General features: G+C 43.6%; 25 protein-coding genes and 1 riboswitch. Of the genes, 6 read left to right on the forward strand and 19 right to left on the reverse strand.

Annotation, left to right across the window (positions count from 1 at the left end; all coding sequences use genetic code 11):
• Position 1: 1 nt before the first annotated feature.
• The 4 genes from QFZ77_RS24570 to QFZ77_RS24585 form a co-directional block, all read right to left on the reverse strand.
• Positions 2 to 1075, reverse strand: a complete 1074-nt coding sequence (locus QFZ77_RS24570; protein WP_307443369.1) for an ABC transporter substrate-binding protein — start codon at positions 1073 to 1075, stop codon at positions 2 to 4.
• A gap of 83 nt (positions 1076 to 1158) precedes the next feature.
• Positions 1159 to 2031, reverse strand: coding sequence for an ABC transporter permease (locus tag QFZ77_RS24575; RefSeq protein ID WP_307443370.1), 873 nt, complete (start codon positions 2029 to 2031; stop codon positions 1159 to 1161).
• A complete protein-coding gene (locus QFZ77_RS24580; RefSeq protein ID WP_307449828.1) occupies positions 2028 to 2840 on the reverse strand; it encodes an ABC transporter permease in 813 nt (270 codons plus the stop codon). The genes QFZ77_RS24575 and QFZ77_RS24580 overlap by 4 nt, the downstream gene beginning before the upstream one ends.
• The gene (locus tag QFZ77_RS24585; protein WP_307443372.1) at positions 2824 to 3636 is read right to left on the reverse strand and encodes an ABC transporter ATP-binding protein; all 813 of its coding nucleotides are present in this window, start codon (positions 3634 to 3636) and stop codon (positions 2824 to 2826) included. The genes QFZ77_RS24580 and QFZ77_RS24585 overlap by 17 nt, the downstream gene beginning before the upstream one ends.
• Positions 3637 to 4024: 388 nt before the next feature.
• Here QFZ77_RS24585 and QFZ77_RS24590 point away from each other — a divergent pair, with 388 nt between their 5' ends.
• A complete protein-coding gene (locus QFZ77_RS24590; protein ID WP_307443374.1) occupies positions 4025 to 4651 on the forward strand; it encodes a C40 family peptidase in 627 nt (208 codons plus the stop codon).
• 69 nt (positions 4652 to 4720) lie between these two features.
• On the opposite strand, the gene QFZ77_RS24595 is transcribed toward QFZ77_RS24590, so the two are convergent.
• The 4 genes from QFZ77_RS24595 to QFZ77_RS24610 form a co-directional block, all read right to left on the reverse strand.
• A complete protein-coding gene (locus tag QFZ77_RS24595) occupies positions 4721 to 5644 on the reverse strand; it encodes a S66 peptidase family protein (protein ID WP_307443375.1) in 924 nt (307 codons plus the stop codon).
• Positions 5645 to 5750: 106 nt separating this feature from the next.
• Complete coding sequence (locus QFZ77_RS24600) at positions 5751 to 6662, reverse strand: tyrosine-type recombinase/integrase (RefSeq protein WP_307449830.1); 912 nt, start codon at positions 6660 to 6662, stop codon at positions 5751 to 5753.
• Positions 6663 to 6812: 150 nt separating this feature from the next.
• Positions 6813 to 7064 (reverse strand): YolD-like family protein, encoded by a 252-nt coding sequence (locus tag QFZ77_RS24605; RefSeq protein WP_307443376.1) that lies wholly within the window; start codon positions 7062 to 7064, stop codon positions 6813 to 6815.
• Positions 7065 to 7088: 24 nt separating this feature from the next.
• Positions 7089 to 7292, reverse strand: coding sequence for a YwbE family protein (locus QFZ77_RS24610; protein ID WP_307443377.1), 204 nt, complete (start codon positions 7290 to 7292; stop codon positions 7089 to 7091).
• Between the two features lie 173 nt (positions 7293 to 7465).
• On the opposite strand from QFZ77_RS24610, the gene QFZ77_RS24615 reads away from it, so the two are divergent.
• The 4 genes from QFZ77_RS24615 (at position 7466) to QFZ77_RS24630 (ending at position 10158) form a co-directional block, all read left to right on the forward strand.
• On the forward strand, positions 7466 to 8197 hold the full coding sequence (locus QFZ77_RS24615) for a YqjF family protein (protein WP_307443378.1): 732 nt from the start codon (positions 7466 to 7468) through the stop codon (positions 8195 to 8197).
• Positions 8198 to 8391: 194 nt separating this feature from the next.
• Entirely contained in the window at positions 8392 to 8814 is a 423-nt protein-coding gene (locus QFZ77_RS24620) for a DUF3995 domain-containing protein (protein WP_307443379.1), read from the forward strand.
• A gap of 66 nt (positions 8815 to 8880) precedes the next feature.
• The gene (locus QFZ77_RS24625; protein WP_307443380.1) at positions 8881 to 9744 is read left to right on the forward strand and encodes a helix-turn-helix transcriptional regulator; all 864 of its coding nucleotides are present in this window, start codon (positions 8881 to 8883) and stop codon (positions 9742 to 9744) included.
• 132 nt (positions 9745 to 9876) lie between these two features.
• Complete coding sequence (locus QFZ77_RS24630) at positions 9877 to 10158, forward strand: hypothetical protein (protein ID WP_307443381.1); 282 nt, start codon at positions 9877 to 9879, stop codon at positions 10156 to 10158.
• A gap of 337 nt (positions 10159 to 10495) precedes the next feature.
• Here the strand turns inward: QFZ77_RS24630 and QFZ77_RS24635 are convergent, their stop codons facing one another.
• The 5 genes from QFZ77_RS24635 to QFZ77_RS24655 form a co-directional block, all read right to left on the reverse strand.
• The gene (locus tag QFZ77_RS24635) at positions 10496 to 11155 is read right to left on the reverse strand and encodes a DUF3892 domain-containing protein (protein ID WP_307443383.1); all 660 of its coding nucleotides are present in this window, start codon (positions 11153 to 11155) and stop codon (positions 10496 to 10498) included.
• Positions 11156 to 11241: 86 nt separating this feature from the next.
• A complete protein-coding gene (locus QFZ77_RS24640; RefSeq protein WP_307443384.1) occupies positions 11242 to 12087 on the reverse strand; it encodes an ABC transporter permease in 846 nt (281 codons plus the stop codon).
• On the reverse strand, positions 12071 to 12874 hold the full coding sequence (locus tag QFZ77_RS24645) for an ABC transporter permease (protein ID WP_307443386.1): 804 nt from the start codon (positions 12872 to 12874) through the stop codon (positions 12071 to 12073). The genes QFZ77_RS24640 and QFZ77_RS24645 overlap by 17 nt, the downstream gene beginning before the upstream one ends.
• Entirely contained in the window at positions 12849 to 13868 is a 1020-nt protein-coding gene (locus tag QFZ77_RS24650; RefSeq protein ID WP_307443387.1) for an ABC transporter ATP-binding protein, read from the reverse strand. Before QFZ77_RS24650 ends, QFZ77_RS24645 begins: the two co-directional genes overlap by 26 nt.
• Positions 13869 to 14167: 299 nt before the next feature.
• On the reverse strand, positions 14168 to 14485 hold the full coding sequence (locus QFZ77_RS24655) for a hypothetical protein (protein ID WP_307443388.1): 318 nt from the start codon (positions 14483 to 14485) through the stop codon (positions 14168 to 14170).
• Positions 14486 to 14773: 288 nt separating this feature from the next.
• Here QFZ77_RS24655 and xerS point away from each other — a divergent pair, with 288 nt between their 5' ends.
• A complete protein-coding gene (gene xerS, locus QFZ77_RS24665) occupies positions 14774 to 15856 on the forward strand; it encodes a tyrosine recombinase XerS (protein ID WP_307443390.1) in 1083 nt (360 codons plus the stop codon).
• A gap of 3 nt (positions 15857 to 15859) precedes the next feature.
• On the opposite strand, the gene mgrA is transcribed toward xerS, so the two are convergent.
• The 6 genes from mgrA to QFZ77_RS24695 all read right to left on the reverse strand — a co-directional run bounded on the left by mgrA (position 15860) and on the right by QFZ77_RS24695 (position 21437).
• Complete coding sequence (mgrA, locus tag QFZ77_RS24670; protein WP_307443392.1) at positions 15860 to 16849, reverse strand: L-glyceraldehyde 3-phosphate reductase; 990 nt, start codon at positions 16847 to 16849, stop codon at positions 15860 to 15862.
• 567 nt (positions 16850 to 17416) lie between these two features.
• The gene (locus tag QFZ77_RS24675; protein ID WP_307443394.1) at positions 17417 to 18445 is read right to left on the reverse strand and encodes a phosphotransferase; all 1029 of its coding nucleotides are present in this window, start codon (positions 18443 to 18445) and stop codon (positions 17417 to 17419) included.
• A gap of 24 nt (positions 18446 to 18469) precedes the next feature.
• A complete protein-coding gene (locus tag QFZ77_RS24680; protein ID WP_307443395.1) occupies positions 18470 to 18976 on the reverse strand; it encodes an ADP-heptose synthase in 507 nt (168 codons plus the stop codon).
• A gap of 147 nt (positions 18977 to 19123) precedes the next feature.
• Positions 19124 to 19717: a ribonuclease H-like YkuK family protein gene (locus QFZ77_RS24685; RefSeq protein WP_307443397.1), complete on the reverse strand. Its 594-nt coding sequence runs from the start codon at positions 19715 to 19717 to the stop codon at positions 19124 to 19126.
• Between the two features lie 106 nt (positions 19718 to 19823).
• Positions 19824 to 20777: a C40 family peptidase gene (locus tag QFZ77_RS24690; RefSeq protein ID WP_307443399.1), complete on the reverse strand. Its 954-nt coding sequence runs from the start codon at positions 20775 to 20777 to the stop codon at positions 19824 to 19826.
• 160 nt (positions 20778 to 20937) lie between these two features.
• A riboswitch (cyclic di-GMP riboswitch) is annotated at positions 20938 to 21025 on the reverse strand.
• A 118-nt stretch (positions 21026 to 21143) separates the two neighbouring features.
• Positions 21144 to 21437: a hypothetical protein gene (locus QFZ77_RS24695; protein WP_307443400.1), complete on the reverse strand. Its 294-nt coding sequence runs from the start codon at positions 21435 to 21437 to the stop codon at positions 21144 to 21146.
• Positions 21438 to 21465 lie beyond the last annotated feature (28 nt).

Consider the following 21465-nt stretch of genomic DNA (forward strand, 5'->3'; position numbering starts at 1 on the left):
CTCACTTGCCCTGTAAAATCGTTTTATCAATAGCCGCAGTCAAATCGGCCGGTTTCTTAATCAAGCCATATTTCAGCGCAATGTCCGCTGTCCGTGTCACTGATTCATCTACGAATGAACCGACTTGTTCACTTTTAAATCCTTCCGGCTTCACAAGCTTCGCCATCTCCTTCAGCATCGTCGTTTGGTGCTGTTTGGTTGTACTGCCTGCCGTTACACTTTTCATCACGATATCAACGACTTCATCCTGATGCTCAATCGCATAATTCCAGCCTTTCATGGTAGCTCTCACGGCTTTAACTGCGAGATCGTGGTTTTTGTCGACCCAGTCCTTCTTCGCAATGAGCGTATCCTCCAGCATCGCAACACCGGCATCATCAAAGTTAAACACATTCAAGTCTGTCTCTTTCACACCGCTCTCAAGCACAACATAGTACTCGTTATAAATCGTCGCTGTCGCCACATCCAGCTGATCCCCAAAGAATTGATCCATCGTAAAGCCTTGTTTCACTAATTGAATGTCTTTCTTCGGGTCAAGTCCGTTCTTCTCCATAAAAGCAAGCACTTGGAACTGCTGGCTGCCCATCCATGTCCCGACCTTTTTGTCCTTCATTTTGGCTGGTGCATCGATACCGGTCGATTTTTTGGATAATAAACGGTACGAACTCTTCTGAGTCACTTGCGCCAAAGAGACGAGAGGTAAACCATTGTCACGGTTGACTAACAAAGAGTCAAAGCTCGATACGCCAATATCGACAGCGCCATTTACAACTTGCTGCTCGATGATGACATCCGGTCCGCCAGGCACAATTTCTACATCTATGCCTTCATCCTTGTAAAAGCCTTTCTCTTTAGCGGCATAGATTCCGGCGAACTGCGCTTGCGGCACCCACTTCAACTGAATTTTGACCTTCTTGAGCGGCTCTGCCGAAGGAGACTTGGTTGCACCTGCTGCGGTAGAAGCACCTGGTGTTGTGGTTGCTGATTTGTCGGAAGCACAAGCTGTGACGAGAACTAAAACCATGAACATACTTAACATCAAAGCCAATTTGCCAGTAAGGATTCTCTTTTTCAATCGAATCAATCCTCTCCTATTTATTTCTATGTATGTAAAGATGGTGTCATCCCTTGATGCTAATGTTAAATATTCGTTTTCATTTAGCGATTGGAATTTGACCACGGTATAAAGCTTTTTTCTACAAGTTGAATGATCGTATATAAAACAATTCCCAGGATAGCTGCGATGACAATACAAGCCCAAGCTAAGGGCATATTGGCCAGTCGGATTTGGTCCGAGAGCAAGTAGCCTAGCCCACGCGATGCAATGAAAAATTCCCCCACTATCGCACCGATGATGCTCGTGGACATGTTGATTTTAAGGGCCGAAAATATCGACGGTAAGGCCTTAGGTAATCTTAATTTGAGAAAAAGCTGTCTGGTGCTAGCCGCGTATGAAGTCATTAACTCCAGGTAGGACGGCTCAATGGAACGCAGCCCTTTGTAGGTGCTAACCGCCATGGTAGCCATCGTCATAACCGAGACGATACCCATTCGTGAGGCGACGCCGTCTCCCAACCAATTATTCATGATTGGTGCAAGTGCCACGATCGGCACCGCATTGAGCGAGGCCATGATCGAAATCGCACCCGCACCCGCTTGTGGCCGAAAGGAAGCCGCGACCGCAGCAAGCCACCCCAGCAGCGAACCGATGAGGAAGCCGCCGATGATTTCCACACCCGTGTACAGCGTATAAATGAGCAGGATATCGCCATTCTCGCGCATGGCTGTGATGATATCCGAAGGAATAGGCAGCTGATAGCGTTCTAAACTGAATAATGTGTGTATCCCTCTGAATTGCCAAAGCAGCAAGAATACGAGACCGAATACATACGGGAATAGCTTCATTGGCTGCGTGAACATAGCCGTGTAGCCTGCTCGTACTTTTCCAGTGGAAGCTCGGGTTGGTTCCTCTAAGCTCGTTAGTGTCGTCACTGCAGTTTGTTGGTCTTTGCTTAAAATGACCTCCTTCATGCGCCTCCCCTCCTGCTTTCGCGGAAATCAGGCTGCCAAGGTGTCAACCATCTTTCTAGAAGAACTAGCATTAGAAAGGTTGTAAAGCCGATGGCAATCGAGACCAGCACCGTGCACCAGAACATGTACACTTGTGCAGCTCCGTAGTACAGCGAGCTGACCATAAGCACGCCGATTCCATCAGGAGCCCCCATTAGCTCAACGATGATGGAAGCTGTGATCGCCAGCGGAGCTGAAATCTTGAGCCCAGCGAACAGCCCCGGCAGCGCAGATGGCAGCTTGAGCTTCAGGTAGCTATGCCAGGTTGAAGCAGCTAAGGAGCGCATAAGCTCCAGCTGTTCAGGCTGCACACTGCGCAGCCCGCGAAGCGAGTTGATAGTGACAGGAAAGAATGTCACATAACCTGCCATAACAATCCGCGAAAGACTCGGATCATGGAGAATTCCGTACAGGATCGGTGCAAGACCGATGATGGGCACCATTTGAGAAGCGACCATGTAAGGAGTTAGCGTGTGTTCAACCGTTTTGGAGAGGCTCATCGAAATGGCTAAGGCGGCGCCGAAAATGGTACCAATCAGGAAACCAGTCATCGCATTGCCGAACGTTGTGAAGCCTTGCTTGATGAGAGTGGGAAGATTGTCTTGTAAGGAGGTTATCACCTTATGCAAATAAGGCAGTTTGGAATCGGGTTGTGAGACTTGAATTACGTTATGGAGCAGCCAAGCGAACACTTCCCAGAGGAGGAGCAATGCCGCTATCCAACAAGCAATAACAGCAGCTTGATGCCATTGTCTATCCAATTTGATCATCAAGGGCATCACTCTCCTCGTAGAAGCAATTTCGAATGGAAGCGGTCAACGCATGGAAACATTCCGATTCTCTGGTTTGCAAAGTGCGATCCTCTCCCAAATCGACGTGGTGTACGGAATGTACGCGACCGGGATTTGCCGATAAAACAATGATTCGATTGGATAAAAAAACGGCTTCCGGAATGCTATGAGTGACGAAAACAATCGTCTTATTCGTCTTTCTTTTAATTTCAAGCAGTTCGAATTGCAGCTTTTCCTTTGTGAATTCATCAAGCGCCGAGAATGGTTCATCCATAAAGAGAATGGGCGGATCCAGCGATAAAGCACGTGCAATAGCAACTCTTTGCTGCATGCCGCCACTTAGCTGCCAAGGATAATAATCTTTGAATTTCGTCAAACCTACGGTTTCAAGGAGTTGATCGACCATACTTCGATACTCCGTGCGATTACGCCCCATTACCTCTAAGGGAAGCTCCACATTTTCGCGTACGGTTCGCCATTCGAAAAGCGTGGGATTTTGAAACACAATGCCGAACTTCCTGCGCAAACGCACTTCCCGCGGATGTTCCTTTTGAATAATAATTTGCCCGCTCGAGGGTTGCAGCAGGTCAGCCATCAGCCGCAGAAGCGTTGATTTGCCACAGCCCGAAGGCCCAAGCAAGGATACGAATTCATTCTGGGCTACATCGAACGAGATGTCTTGGAGTACAGTCACTTGCTTTCCTTTTTTCCCAAACACCATGCAGACGCCATCCACCGATATTTCCACTTTCTGCCCGGAAAGATCTGAATTCATTGTGTCCCTCCTCATACTTTAATGCCGCGTTATGTATATGTCATGTATGATTACTGTATATGTTATATTATATAACTTATATAACGATTTACATTATACAAAGTGTTCCTAAATTTAGCTTTGCATTTGACATAGTGTAAAACAGGTAGTAAAACACTCCACAGCATTGATATATTTTGGATCCCCCTACTCGAACTCTTTTATCATGCATGGGGAAGAAAGCTGTTCATTATGATGCTCTCTAATCAATTGATTACATAATATTTGTTATGTAAACAAATATTATGTAAATAGCCCCGCCTCATATTTATCCATAATTTGTTCATATTCTCTATTTCTTCATTTTGATAGAATATTTATGTACTACATAAACATTAGGAGGAAATTCATGAGAAAGTTTATTCTTTCAACCGTAATGGCGACAAGCCTCTTATTCGGCGGAATCACTTATGCGGCACCTTCAAATCAGTACATTGCTACGGATGCTGACACGTTCTGGACTATTTCACAGAAGTTTAATGTACAATTATCCGATCTTATCGCAAGTAATCCAAACGTTAATCCGCAAAATATCTACGCAGGTGTTGTTATTAACCTTCCAGTTAAAACTCCTCTTAAACAGAGCTGGGAAGTAAAAGCAGATGCCATCATTGCTACAGGGATGCAGCAACTCGGAACGCCATATGTATTTGGCGGCAGCACACCATATGTTGCTTTTGATTGCTCCGGCTTTGTACAATATGCGTTTAATCAACACGGGTTTAACCTTCTTCATTCATCAGCATTGCAGAGTCAATTAGGAACGCCAGTAGATAAAAGCAATCTTCGTAAAGGAGACCTTGTATTTCTACAAGGAACTTATACAAGCGGAGTCTCCCATGTAGGTATCTATCTTGGAGATAACAAAATTCTTCAAGCAGGTACGATGGGAACGAGGGAAGTTAAAATTAGCACACTCTTCGGCACCCCCTATTATGATGCACATTATTGGGGTGCACGTCGTTTAATTAACTAGTATGAGAAAAAGCCGGTTTATACCGGCTTTTTTTTCATTCTAGAAAAGGGGTTACGTGTAAAAAGTGCATTAGGCTTTTACCGTGGGTTCAAGTACAGTAAGCCTGTTATTGTATGTATCAAGGTTTACGTTCGCTCCAATGGGGATTGCTGCTTTATAATAGCCATGAGCTGTACTTACATTGGTCATGAGAGGTTTTCCTAGAGGAGCAATCACCCCAGTTATTAAGTCATTATAAGTCGTAGAATAAGATATAGAGCAGTTCGTGCATTGTCCCATTACCACACCGACGCAATCTTGGAATTTCCTTGCCATGATTAGATGAGTCAAATGTCGGTAAATCACATTCGTTGCTTCGTGTGTCTCTTCTATGACCAATATTTTACCGGCCGTATCAATTTCGTATGGAGTTCCAAGTGCATCAACAAAGGAAGTGAGATTCCCCCCTACGATTGGACCTCTAACATTTCCCTCAACCAGGCTGGTCATCTGCATACCGGGTGGATTCTGAATCACTCTTGGACTACTGAGGGTTGATGTAGCAGAATAAAATTGGTTGAAGTTATAAGCTGGTGTGCTCGTGCTAAAGTCAATTAACAATAGACTTTGAAAAGTAATTAAGTTGGAAAATTGGTACAAGATATTTAATAAAATCGTGATATCACTGTATCCAGTTACGATCTTAGGATTGTTTTTTATAATCGTATAATTTAGGTATGGTAAAATATCTTTGACCCCTGTCCCTCCTCTTGTAGGTAAAATCATCTTCACACTGCGATTTTCAAACATATTCATAAGATCTTCAGCACGCTGCTGTGCTGTTGCGGCAACAATGCCACCATAAGCATACGCATATTTCCCCACTACTACTTTGAATCCCATATTTTCAATTGTTTGAATTCTTTCATCAATAATATTTGCATCAAGCGGACTTCCTAAAGTAACAATTCCGATGGTATCACCCCTTTGTAAAATGGGGGGTTTTATAGCCATATATATGCCTCCTACCAAAGAGAAGTAATTCCATATTTGGATCCTACTTTGTAATCTCTCTGTTGCCTTATATGCGCTACCCGAACTAATTATTACATCTCCCGTTCTAGATCCCCATTCCTACTGGAATAAACGCAGAAACCCGGTTCATTGCATCCTGCTTTTGCTTATCTCCAACATGGGTGTAAATCTGTGTGGTCTGGATGCTCGCATGGCCAAGTAATTCCTGCAAAGTTCGGATATCCGTCCCTGCCAGAACTTGCATCGTGGCGAACGTATGCCGAAGCTTGTGACTTGAGATCGACTTCCCCTGTAGCTCAGCATACTGCTTCTTTAGCACCTCGAAATACTTCTCAGCAATCGTTTGAATCATACGAACACTAATTCGCCGTCCAAATTGAGAAACAAAAAAAGGCTGCTCCACCGAGCTCCTTGTATCCATTCGTTCCATTAATGCTTTATTCAGAACTTTAACCAGTTCGGCAGGAAGAGGGATGACTCGCCATTTCCGTCCTTTGCCAAACACCTGCAGCGTACTCGTTGAACGATTGAAATCAGCGATGTTTAGTCGATGCAGCTCACTTACACGCAAACCTGCATAACTCATCAATAGAAACATGGCCACATTCCGGATCTGATACTTCCCCTCAATCGATTGTAAAAACACAGCAAGCAGCTGCTCGCTGAGAAACGTGGGAATTTGGTTTTTCTCGACCTTCGATTTTTTTACGTTTAGGGAAGGGTTGCTCTGCACAATTTGAAGTTCGATCAACGCCGCGAAAAATGTCCGAATCGAAGATAAATAGCGATTACGCGCGGCATCCCCTGCCCCACCCTGTCGCATTTTCGTCAAGAAGCGCATGATATCAATTGCCTCAATCGTTGGCAACGACTTCTCTATACCGGAAAGGAATAACCGAACATCCCCTAAATAAGCTTGTTGTGTTCGTTTCGTAAAGCCTTGATCTTTCATCCATGAGTCAAAAAGCTCTAAATACTCATCATCATACTCGTACACTTGCCCCAATCCTATTCACTCCGTCCGTTACAATCTAAGTTGCGTTAAATATAGATTTAGTGCAATATTTTTGACAGCAAAAAAACGGTCAATTAGCGCTTATCCCGTGTGAAGAACACCAAAATAAGCTTATTAACCGTTTTTCCGGTCTTAATCCCGTGGGTATTCGACTTTCATAATGTCCATGAAAGGAACTTTATCAATTTCACCATTCGTTTCCATATGTACTCTACCGGTCCGCGAATCCATTGTCGCTATGATGCCGCGAACACGGTCTTCACGCCCCCAAACTGTCAGAACAATCTCGGAGTTTTCCTGCTTCGCTTCGGACAGTTGGTTACCAATCTCTTCCAATACAAATTCATCCCGCGTTGGTCTTTTTGCTACTTTTGCTTTCGCCATCTCACGTTCCCCCTGGATTATAAATCACCTTGCCGGCGATAATATTTCTTTAACACGTCCAACTTGACCATCTGCAAGTCTTACTTTAATCCCATGCGGATGGGTAGACGAGTTCGTTAATAAATCTTTGACAATTCCACGTGTTAACTTCCCGCTGCGTTGGTCTTGCTTCAAAACAATATTCACTTCAATACCTGGAATCACATCTTTACGATTTTGGCCATTCATGCTGTGTAAATCGCCTGCTTTCTTTCAATTGTGTGCTTTATTATAACATAGTTTTCCCCCATTCCCCACCAAGTTGCGTACATTTGCACAACCCTTTACAACGGCTTACTAAATCAATACGATTAATCTACAAAATAAATTTCGAAGTCACGAATATAGAAGGAGATCCACTTATGAGCCGATTATGGCCGTTACCTGACAAGCCCTGGATCATGCGCCAAATCTGGAATGATTTACTCTTTGCTCATTGGCCCATTCCCATCGAAACATTAAGACCACTCCTACCAGCCCATATCCCCATTGATACCTTTGACGGAACAGCATGGATCGGTGTTGTCCCCTTTCACATGTCGTGCGTTGTACCTAGAGGTATACCTCCATTGCCTTACTTTTCAGCTTTTCCAGAAATCAATGTTAGGACCTACGTAACCATACACGGTAAACCCGGCGTTTACTTTTTCAGTCTAGATGCCCACAACCGTTTCGCTGTTGAAGCAGCACGATTCGCTTTCCATCTTCCGTACTTTTATGCGCATATTCAAGTTCAACATCGGCCTAAGAACACCATATTCTACCAATGTTTACGAAAAGATAGTCGTGCACAACAAGGTGAATTTACTGGTGAATACCGCCCATCATCTGATATACGATTAGCAAATCCTAGGACTCTAGAATATTGGTTAACAGAACGATATTGTCTGTATTGCACAGATCGACACGGTAATGTATATCGAGGAGATATCGATCATGACCCCTGGCCCTTACAAGCGGCTGAAGCTTCAATCAACGTCAATACCCTCCCTAATTCTTTTGGGATCCAGCTGCCAGATACACCACCGCTTTTACATTTTGCTAAAAAATTAAAGGTTAAAATCTGGGCGCTTGAAAAGCTTTGCCTTACATAAAACATGATATTACTACTCAAATGATGGAGAAAATATAATTAACCACATTAATATTTAATGGAGTTAATTCATATAAAAACCACAATTAAACGTTGCGTTTCTATCATTTCGTGCTTTTTCCTATTGAAAAAAGCTTATTTCAGTTAAAATAATGACAGAGATGGTAATCGTTTCAGAGAGGTTGTGATTCAAGGATGTTGATTAGTGGAATTTCTGTTTTCCTATTGTTTTGTATCGGTGGCTTACATGTGTTCTGGGCATTTGGCGGTAAATGGGGAAGCAAAGTTGCAATTCCTTCTACAAGCGGATCAAGAGAACAGACATTTATACCTGGCTCAATAGCCACTTTAATCGTGGCCATTCTCTTGTTTAGCGGTGCACTGCTACTGGCTATTCACGGGCACTTACTTCCAACCCTCCCTTCATCTCCATGGGTTCAATGGGGCTGTTGGGTTTGTGTCTTCGTATTTGGACTCCGTGCAATTGGAGATTTCAAGTATGTGGGTATATTTAAAAGGGTCAAACAGACTCGTTTCGCTACATATGATACATTTTTGTTCACACCGCTTTGCTTATGGCTTTGCTTCACATTTTATTACACGCTTATTTACAGCTAATTTGCCCTCACAAGCACAAGACTTTTTTTCGAAAAATATGGAGCTAACACGGAGGGAATACACGATATGCCAAGATTCATGGACTATATGATCAGTCCTTATCCGCTTCGGATCATTACATTACCAATTGATTCCAGTAAATTGAAGCTGCAATCCTTGATTATCCGTGCTGTTGGGCATCTTCCAGGCCGTATCTCATTTCGAGCTAATGCTTCATTTGAGAAATGGGCATTTGTCTATATAGCTGGTGGAAAAGGCTCCTATCAAGTCGATGATGGCGCCGTTCAACACGTTGATAGCGGCAGTCTGTTCTTCCTTCGACCTGGAGCTGTTTATAATTATGGACCTGACTCAGACGGTTATTGGGACGAGTATTACTTCACATTCGAGGGAAGCCGTATTGCGGAATGGCTGAGCAGTTGGCTTACACAAGTGGATTTGGCGAAGCTGGTTGGGCACGAAGATGCTGCACAGCACAATCGAATCGAGCGTATTTTTATCCTTATGGAAAGCGGTATACCCGATAATATAGATCGTGCTGCCTTGCTGCTTGAATCCTTGCTTTTTGAATTTATTCTGGAAAATCAAGTACCAGCAGAGACGACAAAAACGCAGCAATTGATCGATCTCATGGTCGACCTCGGTGATTCGTTATTTCAGCCTTTTGACGCGACGGTTATCGCAAAACGCCACCATATCTCGCTTTCTACGCTGCGGAGAATCGTGAGCGAATATACTGGCTACCCACTTGGTGCTTACATTCACCGTTTGAAAATGGCAGCAGCGAAAAATATTCTATTAAATACGCATGATACAGTAAAGGAAATCGCAGATTCGCTTGGTTATAAAGACGTTTTTTACTTCTCACGGTTATTTAAGAAATACGTCGGTGTCTCTCCTCTTATTTATCGGAACAATATGCAGCTCTAAATTTGTTTACATAATTATGATTATGTAAACATGATTTTTACATAAAATAATCGTGTTGTCCTAGTACGACTTGTTATATGACAGCATATGATAAAGTAGAAAGAAAATCTTCCTACGGGGAGGTGAATCTAAATGACACTTACACTTACGGGTTGGATGCTCTATTCGATGTGGGTAGTTCTTGGTTTTATGGGGCTTAGCTTTTTACTAGGCTTATATAAAGCACTCAAAGCTGGAAGCTTCTCCAGCACTCTGATTCTGACTTATCTGCAAGATATGCTGTACTATGTTTTCCCTTTATTTTTAATTTCGAACATGTTGTCCCTTGATCCAACAGGCTTCGTATTATTAATTGCTTATTACCTCGGCGCACTTGGACTTGTTCTCAAGTATCTGGCACATTTCAAAAAATAAAATGTATCCGCATTCAAAGAATGCTATTATATGAGCTCATAAGAACGCTAGAGCAAAAAGGCTGCCGATTTGTAACGGTGGCCTTTTCATTTGGGTGCACCTATTCATAAAAAAACCTGAGGCTCCTCCTCAGGTCCTTTCAAATGCGGACACTTTCGCTTTTCCACCCTATTCCCCTCATCTTAAACCTTAGCAATCAGACTTGCGCGGCGCAACGGGCTGCAAGCGTCTTTTCGGCGCTTAGCGGGCGTCTTTGCGCGGCGCAGCGAGACATATAAATTCTTATTTGTATAAAAAAAGCAGTTTGCACCATGGCAAACTGCATGCGATAAGCTTTTTAAAATCGAGGTAAATTAGATAAATTGTTACTTGGATCGCCATCCGGATAAGATCTTAGCGTTTTTTGACCTTCACGATTCCTACCGGTATTCACATCTTCAATCAGTCCTGCTTCTGTCATGGCAATGGCATTCGCAATATCAACCACCCTGCCATCTTGGAATTGAACCGCACTGATGCCGCCATCTCCATAATGGACGGATTGAATGATAGCTTTATTGGGGTCTATCGTGTGTGGACCAGCACCATACTGCGTTCCATCCCGCATAAAAGTGCCATATTGGGTTGGTTGGCCATTTGCACCATAGCCGGTATATCCCCCTTGAAAGCCTACATTTCTCGCATCCGCATTGTTGATTCCTGTGTTTCGCTGACCATATTCGGCATTCATGTTGCCTGAAGAACCTGGAACTGGCATTCCACCTTGGGAAGTCTGAGTTCCATTGTTACGAGCTTGGGGAATAAATGACTGCTGCCCGCTTTGACCAGCTTGCTGGTACATCTGTGTTGGAATCGGTTGACCATTCCATGCAAAATTTCCATTATGGGTTGGTTCGACCGCATTGCTATAATTTTGAGAGGGTTCAAACTGTGTATTCGTCATACCATACGGTTGATTCTGCATCATCGGTTGTTGTCCACGTCGGCGTCGCGCCATAGATATCAGCTCCTTTGTTAATTCTATTTAGTGGCTTCCACCTATAGCATGCGTCACCTATATGCAGTTTATCCCTTTTAACCCAATTAACGCCGAAGCCCCATCATATTGCCAGAGGCGTATCGACGGAGTCCTATGTAAAACAAATAGATGCCCCCCAAGCAAAGCAGACCTGTCACAGCTATGGCACCTGACATAAAAGGAATATCCACCTGACGTAACAACCCAATGGGTAAGTAACTGATGAACCCTGCCGGCAACACAGTAAACAGTACGACTTTGCCTAGCCCCCGAAATATGCTCGTTGGATACGTAGTGAATGTTAGGAGCCCATTATATAGCTGAAAACTCAGCCCATCGGAACTCCCAAGCCAGAATGCAGGGCAGTTCACAATAACCGTGAAAAATAAGAAAATCAGCGTCGATAACAGCATGGCTAGACCAAATTTTATGAAGCCTATCATCGATTTATCTCCAAATGCGACGTAAATTAAAAGTGCGAATAAGACGTCCCCAATTGCACTTACCGACATGCGGCTGATGAGAACATGAAGAAGTATCGGCTTTGGTTGAGTTAAATAAATATCAAGCTGCCCGTTTGCGATCAGATTCGAAATTCGCATAGCGTTACCGAAAAACGTAGCCATAACGCCAAAGCCGCCAGCCGCTACAGCCCAAAGCATCATCACATCCTGTAGTTCCCATCCATTCAATACAGAAAATCGGCTAAAATAAAGTCCCCAGAACACAATCCAAACCACATTATTGATAATCATCATACCGGCCGTGAGAAAGAAGCTCATCCGAAACTCCATGGCGCCAGCAAGATTAAGTTTCCAGCATTGCCAGACGAAACGAAGTAAACGCCCGTATTTACCTGGCTGATCAAATTCACTAATAGGTGTCAATTTGCGGCTATCCACCATTAACATTGAGCTTTTTCACTCCTTTTCTATAGACCAATGAGACAATTATGCCAATTATAATAACCCATATCAGCTGAGTGCCGATCATACTTGGCATTTGAACTGCATCAAAGGTCACTGTTGTCTTGGCCGGGATGTAGACAATGGCTTGAAACGGCAGCCAACGACCTACCCGCTGCAGCATGTCGGGAAATAACTCCAGAGGCATCAGCATGCCACCAATCGTGAATAAAAATTTGTTGTATACGAATTCCAGCCCGCGTGTCTCCTCCACCCAGAAAGAGCTTAGCGCTAAAACCATATTCAGCATGAAATTTACTGTGAAACCGCACAATGCCACAATTGGCAACCATAGTAACCCATAACCAAAATCAGGTGGACCCATAATTAGCAATCCTAACAAACCGCCTAGCGCCGCGTTGACGAGAAAACGAATCGCAGCTTCACTCATATATTCGACATAGTGAAAGGCGACAAAACTAACAGGACGGACGAATTTGAACACGATATCCCCGCTTTTCACTTCTTCTTCTACGCGTGAGCAGAGACTTGGACAGGCGAGGATCATCGATTCCGTTATAACGAGATACCACATGATCTGCTTAAAGCTGAAGCCTGCTATGGTTTCCGTACCCTCGCTATGAAACGTTGTCTGCCATAGTTGAAGAAAAATATAAAGAATCAACAGCAGAAACAACGAGCGGATAAGAAAATCGGCCACATAAGCAAGTTGATTACGAAGTGTGATTTTGCCGATAAAGGCATATTTAACCGATTTTCTCCAGCTGTTCATATCCTTTCTCCTCCTTACCGAAATTCCCGTACATACGTGTGATGATGTCCTCCATCGGTGGATCTTCAACCGTAACGTCGATGATCCGGTGCTCAGCCATGATCTGGGACAGCGCTGCTTCTATCGTTGTTTGACTCATATCGACGGAAAGCGAAATTCTTACACCACTTCGTTCGAGTACCTTCACCCCGACAATTTCTATGGAATCCGGCTCCTCTCCCAAAACAAGGCGGACTGTTTTCTGTGTCAAAAACTGCTGCTTCATAACCTCAACACGGTCATCGAAGACAATCCGCCCATGATTGATAACAATCGCCCGGTCACATAGCCGCTCAATATCACCAGCATCATGTGAAGTAAGAAAAACAGTTGTTCCTTCTTCACGTTTTAACTCAAGAATAAGCTCTCGTATTCGCTGTTTAACGACAACATCTAGCCCAATCGTAGGTTCATCAAGGAAAAGCACCTGTGGGCGGTGCATCAAGGATGCAGCGATCTCACAGCGCATCCGTTCGCCAAGCGAGAGCTTCCTCACTGCTGTATGCAAATAGGATCCAAGTTCAAATCTCTCTATGAGTTCATCACGCCGGTGTACATACTCGCTGCGCCGAAGCTCGTAAATACGGCTCATTAACTCAAAGGTATCGATGGGAGGCAGATGATACCATAGCTGAGACTTTTGCCCGAAGACAGAGCCTATTCGATAGCTCAGCTTCGTTCGTTCCTTCCATGGACAGCAGCCTAGAACTTCAGCCTGACCTGTTGTAGGATGAAGGATGCCTGTAAGCATCTTAATTGTTGTGGATTTCCCCGCACCATTCGGTCCGAGAAAGGCAAGTGTTTCCCCTTGATCCACGGAGAACGTTATGCCCTCTACGGCTGACTTGTCTACATACTCCGGCTTTAACAGTGATCTGACACTCGCCATAAAGCCTTCTTCTTTTTTCTTGAGTCGAAAGGATTTCCCCAATTGCTCCACACGGATCGATGCCATCTCTGTTCCCTCCACTTTTTATTTCGGTAAAGCAAAAAAAGACCTCAGTCCGTTTCGCCTAAGCAGGCGGAACTTTCCGAAGGTCTTTTATCCCTTACGGTGTAACACGTCATATATCCGTGTCGGCTTCGCTCGGTTCGCCACCTTTGTAGGTTCGGATCCCTAGAAGCCCTTCCGTTTATTTTCCACATATTAACACATGATGTCATGTACAGACAACACTTTTTTTGCGACCCATTCAAGCAAAAAAAGCCTGTTGCAGATGCACAGACTTTTTACGCTAACTCTCTTGCGTTGCGCTATTGGGATTGATGAGATTCCGAAGATTGTTGAGAATGTTGAGGTTGTTGAGATAGTTGAGATTGTTGAGATTGCTGCGATTCTTGTGTCGTTTGTAATTCTTGTTTTAAATCTTCCGTCTTTTGCTGAGCCTGCTGGATTTGTCCCTGAAGATCTTGCAGCTGTTGTTCTGCTTCGGACAGTGCAGCTTCAGTCGCCTGTGAATAAATCTGCTGAGCAACTTGCAGAGTTTGTTCAGCAGCTTGCTCAGCTTTTTGGGCAGCTTCTTTTATTTGCTCAAAGCCTTGTTGATTTTGTTGCGGCGTTTGTTGTTGCATAGAGATACCCCCAGCTGAATTTTTCATACCTGATTAATTTTAGTAAATGTTCCTTTTTTTATTCCTAATGAATATACTCGCCTCTTATTGTCAAAATATCAGACAGTACGGGAGTCGGAATGATGAATTCAACAACGCCCATATAACCGGGAGAGACCCCGTATTTTTGGAAAGAGAGAATTGTGTCGTTTTGATGGTCATAAGCTTCGAATCGACCTTCTTCTACCAATTTCCCTTACCCACTGCTATACTAACAGCAAGAAGAAGCAAGTGAGGTGACATTTACCTATGAACATCATTAAAGTCAAAGATCGCCTTGAATTAGAAAAAAGAATCCCTTCTATGCCATGGTATATTGAGAAATTTATTAATTATAAGCTGCCAGACCTTTCTCCATCCTCATTACTTGAGTATGTCCGTGATTACGAAATCTTTCTATCCTGGCTGTTGGCCGAAGGATTAAGTTCTGCTCCCTCTATGAACCAAGTTCCTCTGGAGGATTTGGAGAAATTACATATGGATAGCGTTGACAACTTTCGCATGTTCCTAGCTACTCGTAAAGCTCAGGCTAATGTGAAAACCACGATTAACCGTAAGCTTTCCGCTTTGCGTTCCTTATTCCATTATTTAAGCCAGATTGCCGAGGACGATAATTTCTACCCGCTTCTAAAGCGGAATGTGATGGCCAAAGTGGAGATCAAACGCTCGCATAGGCCCAAGGACAGTGCCGCTAAGCTCGAGGGCAAGCTGCTTCAAGAAGAGGAGATTGTTGAATTTATTGCGTATGTGCAATCTGGCTATGAGCACGATGTAGCTACCAATAAGCAAGCCCTTTACTCCTACGAGTTGAACAAAATAAGAGATACTTGCATCATTACACTCATACTAAATTCGGGGCTTCGTGTATCGGAAGTATTCAATCTGAACGTCGATGATATTGACCTTAAGAAGAAGCTTACCTACGTATATCGCAAAGGTAAGAATGATGACACGTTCAAAACTCCCGTATACTTCCGTAATGAAGCTATTCAAGCTCTAACGGACTATATCACCATCCGCTCAACTCGCTATAAGCCGCTCAAAAAGGAAAAAGCCCTCTTCCTTGCCATCGCAAATGGCAAAAAAGAAGGCGAACGTATGACGAAACGGGCTATCCAGGAACTCGTTATTAAGTACGCTAAGCGCTTTGGAAAGCCCTACCTGTCTGTTCATAAGCTGCGGCACTCGTTCGCTACAGACTATTACTTACAGAATGACCTGTACAAAACCCAAGAGCAGCTCGGCCATGCCTCCCCAGAAACAACACAAATCTATGCGCACCTCACGGATAAAACAATGTCCGAAGCGATTGATAAACGATTGGAATCCTGAAGATTACTTCAGGATTTTTTCAATTTTAGCCAATTCTTCTGGCGTGAATTCTAGGTTTTTAAGTGCAGCTACGTTCTCCTCAATTTGGGACACACGACTTGCACCAATCAAAGCGGACGTTACTCGCTCGCCGCGGAGAACCCAAGCTAACGACATTTGCGCCAAGCTTTGGCCACGACTGCTTGCTACCTCATTCAGTTGATTAATTTGAGCAAGTTTCTCTTCCGTAATATCTTTTGTGTTTAGGAATTGACTCTTCCCACCCGCGCGAGAATCACTTGGCACCCCACTCACGTATTTGTTCGTCAGCAAGCCTTGTGCAAGCGGACAAAACGCGATGCTGCCTACGCCAAACTCATCCAGCACATCCTGCAAGCCATTCTCAATCCAACGATTCAGCATACTGTAGGAAGGTTGATGAATCAGCAGCGGTGTTCCCAGACCTTTCAGAATGGTTACTGCTTCTTTCGTTTGCTCTGCCGTATAATTGGAAAGTCCTATGTACAATACTTTACCTTGACGAACAATTAAATCCAGGGCAGCCATTGTCTCTTCGAATGGCGTATTCGGATCCGGTCTGTGGGAATAGAAAATATCTACGTATTCCAATCCCATTCTTTTCAAACTTTGATCCAAACTGGACACTAGACTTTTCTTGGAGCCCCACTCCCCATAAGGACCTTCCCACATGTGGTAACCAGCTTTGGTTGAGATGATCAACTCATCGCGATACGCGGCCAAGTCGCTTTTCAACACCTTACCGAACAATTCCTCAGCAGACCCTGGTGGAGGTCCGTAGTTATTAGCCAAATCAAAATGAGTAATCCCTAGGTCAAAAGAGCGAAGCAGCATAGCCTTCCCATTCTCATGAATATCCAATCCACCGAAATTGTGCCACAATCCTAATGAAATAGCCGGGAGCTTAAGGCCTGATTTACCTGCACGATTATATTTCATTTCTGCATAACGCGTTGAGCTTGCTTGATAGACCATTTTTGTCCTCCTAAATGTTATCGCAGATAACTTACTTCGTAAGCTTCTTCTTGAGTTATCGTAGAAAACTTATTTCGTAAGCATCCACCTAAGTTTCACCAGTGAACTGGCTTCTTAAGTACTAGTATAGGTTAACCAAGGCAACAAAAAAAGAACTGAAAAAAACGTGTCTTACTTACCTCAAGGTTAGTCATGTATTTATTTTACCTACAATCAGAAATAAAACTGCCGAATCTCTTCGACAGCTTTTTCAAATTTATTTACATTTGCCACAACCGCAATGACATTTACGTTTTGATTTGTGAGCCATTTTTCCTTTTGATTTTACTGTGGACTTTGCACTTCCGCGTAATCCAGCACACCGCAGACAATCCGCAATACATTGATTGCGCCCAACTACAAATAATCGATTACACACATTACGACAAAACCGACCACAGTTAGGCACAGCAAGAACATTGCCCAGATAAACACCTTTAGGCATACCTAAACACCACCTTTTCAATTGGTGCTATATAGTATTCCAACTAAAGATCTATCGATTGTACGATTACCCCCATCTTGATGCTATTTGAGCAAAGTAAGCACAAGCTCCGACCCATTCATTTGCAGCCACTTCGTTTTATCAAACGTGTTATGAATAATATCAACGAGCACGCCTTGAGCATCCACACCATCTAAATATCTTCCTAGGAAATGGATAAATACATCCAACCGACGAAGCTCAATCAGAAGAGGCAGCAGCGCAATTTCTTCCTCTCCCAAATGAATCGATTGGCCATACCCCTTATAAAAGGCAGTGCAATTGCGTCGTAGTTCTTCTGCCGGTAGAGTGGGATCGATAAGATCTGATAAGCAGACAGCTAGCTCCATGACTCGAACATCAAGAGTTACGAACTCAAAATCAAGTACAGCCGTAATTTGACTATCGGCATTAACCAGCATATTAGACCCATTGATATCACCATGAACGAGTTGATGAGGAAGCTTCCGAAGATCAGGAATAGCCTTGTAGAAAGCAGCAAATCGTTCAAATATATAGGAAAGCTCATCGCGCTGCTGCCAGAACGGTTCTGGTGGATGAAGACAGAACTCTTGAATCGCATCTGGTGTGCAGCGAGGATGGATATGTTCAATTTCATAATAAGGTGGGTAGACAGGTTCAAGTTCCATGGAAATCGCAGCCAGAGCAGACGAGAGCTGTCCGACAGCTTCTCCGAATTGCAGCAGTTGATGCGTATTCCCCCAAATAGGATTACAGCCTTCTGTGTACGTAAATAAGGCAGCCAATTTGCCTTCCTTAGCGTCTAATCGAATAACAGTCCCCCCTGCTGTGAGCTCCACTGGCACAGGTACACGAAAGGGAAGTTTATCTTTTTCTTTATCTAATGCCAAAAGAACACTATGCTCGAAAATTATTTTGTCCATGTCACGATGAGTTTCGTACAATCGAAGAACATAGGATGTACCTTCCACGTCTACGAACCGAGTTGTATTATTCATACCTCCCGCACCAACACGAATGGACCATGTTTGAGTTGGAAACCAGTATCTTGGCAGTGAGGTTAATTGCTCCTCTTGATCTTTGACACGCATAATTGCATTCCTCAACTCCTCTTCCTAAACCTGATTGTCACCTTCTACCGCAAATTCAAAATCCTCTACGTCATAAGCTTCGACTGGAATTCCTGCTTGAACCATGCGTTCAATGAAATCTAACTGGTCTGTTAACAGAGCAGCCTGTTCTTTGATTGCCGTTAGAATTAATTCGGTTTCAATCGGGTCGAAATTGTCCCCATACTCCTCATTGTCAATCGCAAAAACAACCATCAAAGTAACATGCTCATTAATTGGCAAAGGTGGGCTTTTCCGCCAAGGAACAGTTAACGCTTTTTCAATTTTTTTCTTATTAAACGCTTCCTCGAAGAAAGCAATCAGCTCACCAATCATCTGCTTCACGAAGCCGTCGTCTTCTTCCTCTAACATGATCGGCTCACTGCCGGTTTGAAGCTCGTATAACTCCTGAATGCTGGTATAAGGTATCACATAAGTAACAGGCTGTTCTGGCAACATTAACTGACCATGCACCGCAAGCATAACAGCTTCGATAATAAATGTTTTGCTCATCTTGTTCTCCCCTTTCTCTCTAACCTTGTAAAAGCATTATTTCGCTAAGAAGCTGAGGAATCCTCTTTTCACAACCTTCTCAGCCAAACAAAACCGTCAGTTCCTATGATCGAGGTGACCACATCGAACTAACGGTTTCGATTACTCTTATAGGATGCCATCGATGACCTCATGATTCTCATAAATTGGCTGATACGGCTTCTTCGAAAAACGATTGGCATAGGCCGAAGCTACATAACAATCCGGTTTAATAACAGGAACCATTCCGACGGATTCCACTCTCCGCACCATCTCTTGAACGAATTTAGCCGTCCGATTCTTATTTACATCGTCACCAGCATCAATATGAATAAACATATCGAAGGAAGCACCTTGATACAGATGTGGAAGAATGATGTTTTCCATATCCTGTCGTTTAGACTCATCAAAATACATGGCAATCTCTTCACTCAAGGCAGTTTCCATCGAAAGCTTTTCTTTAATCGAATGTAGGGCCCGATGAACGATGACTTGACGATAACACGCCCACGCTCCTTTTCCTAACCGCTGGATGACTACACCGGTAATGAATTTCGTATGACCTGTGTGTACCTGACAATCCGTACCAATAATAAATTTATAGGTTGCTACGGGGTCGTGACGCATGAAATGGAGAATACGCTCGTGTACGGTATCTAGGTTTAGTCCTCTTTCCGTTGTGTTCCGAAATTCCAGTGGATGGGTCGTCGTCAAAGGTTTCAAAGATAAGGTTCTTCCTTTCTTCTTAGAATGAGGAAGAAGCGGATGCTGAAGCTGCATCCGCCCCTATCTATAGTATATGGCAAAGTTCCTCTGATCGAACCATCACTTAACGTAAAACACTGCCTCCGAACAAAAATCGATTTTCCCATTGCTTCCCAACGATCGTATCCGTACGAACACCGCCGGATTCGATCGAATACGTATGCAGCATATTCCCATTGCCTAAATAAAGACCAACATGCGTGATCGGTTCTGTAAGAACATTCACGTTATCATAATCTGTTGCTTTGCTCCCTTTGTAGTTGCTGAAGAACATCAGATCTCCACGTTTCAAATTTGTCCACTCCTTACTAACAGGACCTAACGATTTAACATAGTTGCCTTGTGCTTGTGAATCGCTAGGTACGGAGAATCGTAGAGCATCCCAGAACATCGTTTGAATGAAATCCGAGCAATCGAAGGTCGTGGTATCATTGCGTTCCGAGCCAAATTCATAAGGAGTGCCTAAGTAAATTTGGCCAGCTGCGATAACGGCTTCAATTTCTTCGGCGAGAGGTAGATTGGGTTTGATAACAGAGAAATCAGTGCTTATGTATTTACTATTTGTGCTTACATACCCGCTAGTTCCATTCGCGTCTTGAATTTGATACCAACTGTCATTGACTTTTGCTGTAACGAGGACGTCTTCCCCTTTACTTAACATCCGAATAACCTTGGAGCCGAGCTCGGAAGCTGGAAGTGTGCGAAAGTTTACGCCATAGATGATTTCCGCATTGCTAGTTATTTTTATGTATTTGCTATTCGTCGAGACATAGCCGCTTACACCCTGCGCATCCTTAATTTTATACCAATTCGTAGTTACATAGTCCGTGACTGTAACAATTTCGTTTGTTTTCAATAAACGTATAACATTGCTTGATGTACTAGCTTGATCTCTGAAACTTACCCCCGAAACAATTTGAGCCTTTGTCGTTATCCCCTCATCTGCGTGAATAGCTTTAGGGACTACAAAAGTAAGCGCTAAAACAAGCATTCCGATAACCATCGTCCATTTTTTCATCGTCTCTACCTCCATATGTTAATATCACTCTAGATGTATCTGCGTAAAACCGAACTGACGAAATGGATAATTTGAACCTGACACCTCCTCTTCATCGTAAAAAGGATGACCCGTTTGCCTCTACTGGGTCATCCTCTTCTTGTAGAAGGGTCCCATCGCATTCGGCAGCTGGCTAGCACTGTGCCTTAGGCACGAGAGCCCCTGTAGCTTTGCGTCCCAAGCTTTCGCTCGGTTTGCGATTTCGATGTGATGTTAATTTTTTCTTTCACATCCTTATTATAGTTGAGCGGGTCTTTCACGAATATAGGTGAAAGGTAGCGTTTGTTGTCGAAATCATAGTGGCTGCGTACCTATTGACGCTGCGGTTTATTTTTCCAGTTTACGGACTTCCGGTTTTCGTGTAGGAAGCCAAAACACTTGCAAATTAGGGTCATTTTTCAACTTCACATTGCAGAGCTTCATTTCCCCTTCCTCAAGCTCAGTCACATGCCAAGCATCCGGCTCCATTCCCCCCATGTTGTGCAGAAATGCAGGAAATTGCTGCTCAGCCTCTTCTAAATCCAGCCAAAATTTTACGCCATAATAGGCTAAACCGTAGTGATTGACTTGTGTACATGTGAAAATCTGTTGCGATATTTTGTGCTGCAGCACATAGGGCATCTTTCATTCCTCCGATAAAAAGGCACGT

The sequence above is a fragment of the Paenibacillus sp. V4I3 genome (assembly GCF_030817215.1).
In the GTDB taxonomy this organism is placed as follows: domain Bacteria; phylum Bacillota; class Bacilli; order Paenibacillales; family NBRC-103111; genus Paenibacillus_E.

Excerpts from the sequence above, each read along its gene's own strand:
- QFZ77_RS24575 (WP_307443370.1), bottom strand. The coding sequence starts at position 2,031 with ATGAAGGAGGTCATTTTAAGCAAAGACCAACAAACTGCAGTGACGACA.
- QFZ77_RS24580 (WP_307449828.1), bottom strand. The coding sequence starts at position 2,840 with ATGATCAAATTGGATAGACAATGGCATCAAGCTGCTGTTATTGCTTGT.
- QFZ77_RS24585 (WP_307443372.1), bottom strand. The coding sequence starts at position 3,636 with ATGAATTCAGATCTTTCCGGGCAGAAAGTGGAAATATCGGTGGATGGC.
- QFZ77_RS24590 (WP_307443374.1), top strand. The coding sequence starts at position 4,025 with ATGAGAAAGTTTATTCTTTCAACCGTAATGGCGACAAGCCTCTTATTC.
- QFZ77_RS24595 (WP_307443375.1), bottom strand. The coding sequence starts at position 5,644 with ATGGCTATAAAACCCCCCATTTTACAAAGGGGTGATACCATCGGAATT.
- QFZ77_RS24605 (WP_307443376.1), bottom strand. The coding sequence starts at position 7,064 with ATGGCGAAAGCAAAAGTAGCAAAAAGACCAACGCGGGATGAATTTGTA.
- QFZ77_RS24610 (WP_307443377.1), bottom strand. The coding sequence starts at position 7,292 with ATGAATGGCCAAAATCGTAAAGATGTGATTCCAGGTATTGAAGTGAAT.
- QFZ77_RS24615 (WP_307443378.1), top strand. The coding sequence starts at position 7,466 with ATGAGCCGATTATGGCCGTTACCTGACAAGCCCTGGATCATGCGCCAA.
- QFZ77_RS24620 (WP_307443379.1), top strand. The coding sequence starts at position 8,392 with ATGTTGATTAGTGGAATTTCTGTTTTCCTATTGTTTTGTATCGGTGGC.
- QFZ77_RS24625 (WP_307443380.1), top strand. The coding sequence starts at position 8,881 with ATGCCAAGATTCATGGACTATATGATCAGTCCTTATCCGCTTCGGATC.
- QFZ77_RS24630 (WP_307443381.1), top strand. The coding sequence starts at position 9,877 with ATGACACTTACACTTACGGGTTGGATGCTCTATTCGATGTGGGTAGTT.
- QFZ77_RS24635 (WP_307443383.1), bottom strand. The coding sequence starts at position 11,155 with ATGGCGCGACGCCGACGTGGACAACAACCGATGATGCAGAATCAACCG.
- QFZ77_RS24640 (WP_307443384.1), bottom strand. The coding sequence starts at position 12,087 with ATGTTAATGGTGGATAGCCGCAAATTGACACCTATTAGTGAATTTGAT.
- QFZ77_RS24645 (WP_307443386.1), bottom strand. The coding sequence starts at position 12,874 with ATGAACAGCTGGAGAAAATCGGTTAAATATGCCTTTATCGGCAAAATC.
- QFZ77_RS24650 (WP_307443387.1), bottom strand. The coding sequence starts at position 13,868 with ATGGCATCGATCCGTGTGGAGCAATTGGGGAAATCCTTTCGACTCAAG.
- QFZ77_RS24655 (WP_307443388.1), bottom strand. The coding sequence starts at position 14,485 with ATGCAACAACAAACGCCGCAACAAAATCAACAAGGCTTTGAGCAAATA.
- xerS (WP_307443390.1), top strand. The coding sequence starts at position 14,774 with ATGAACATCATTAAAGTCAAAGATCGCCTTGAATTAGAAAAAAGAATC.
- mgrA (WP_307443392.1), bottom strand. The coding sequence starts at position 16,849 with ATGGTCTATCAAGCAAGCTCAACGCGTTATGCAGAAATGAAATATAAT.
- QFZ77_RS24675 (WP_307443394.1), bottom strand. The coding sequence starts at position 18,445 with ATGCGTGTCAAAGATCAAGAGGAGCAATTAACCTCACTGCCAAGATAC.
- QFZ77_RS24680 (WP_307443395.1), bottom strand. The coding sequence starts at position 18,976 with ATGAGCAAAACATTTATTATCGAAGCTGTTATGCTTGCGGTGCATGGT.
- QFZ77_RS24690 (WP_307443399.1), bottom strand. The coding sequence starts at position 20,777 with ATGAAAAAATGGACGATGGTTATCGGAATGCTTGTTTTAGCGCTTACT.
- QFZ77_RS24695 (WP_307443400.1), bottom strand. The coding sequence starts at position 21,437 with ATGCCCTATGTGCTGCAGCACAAAATATCGCAACAGATTTTCACATGT.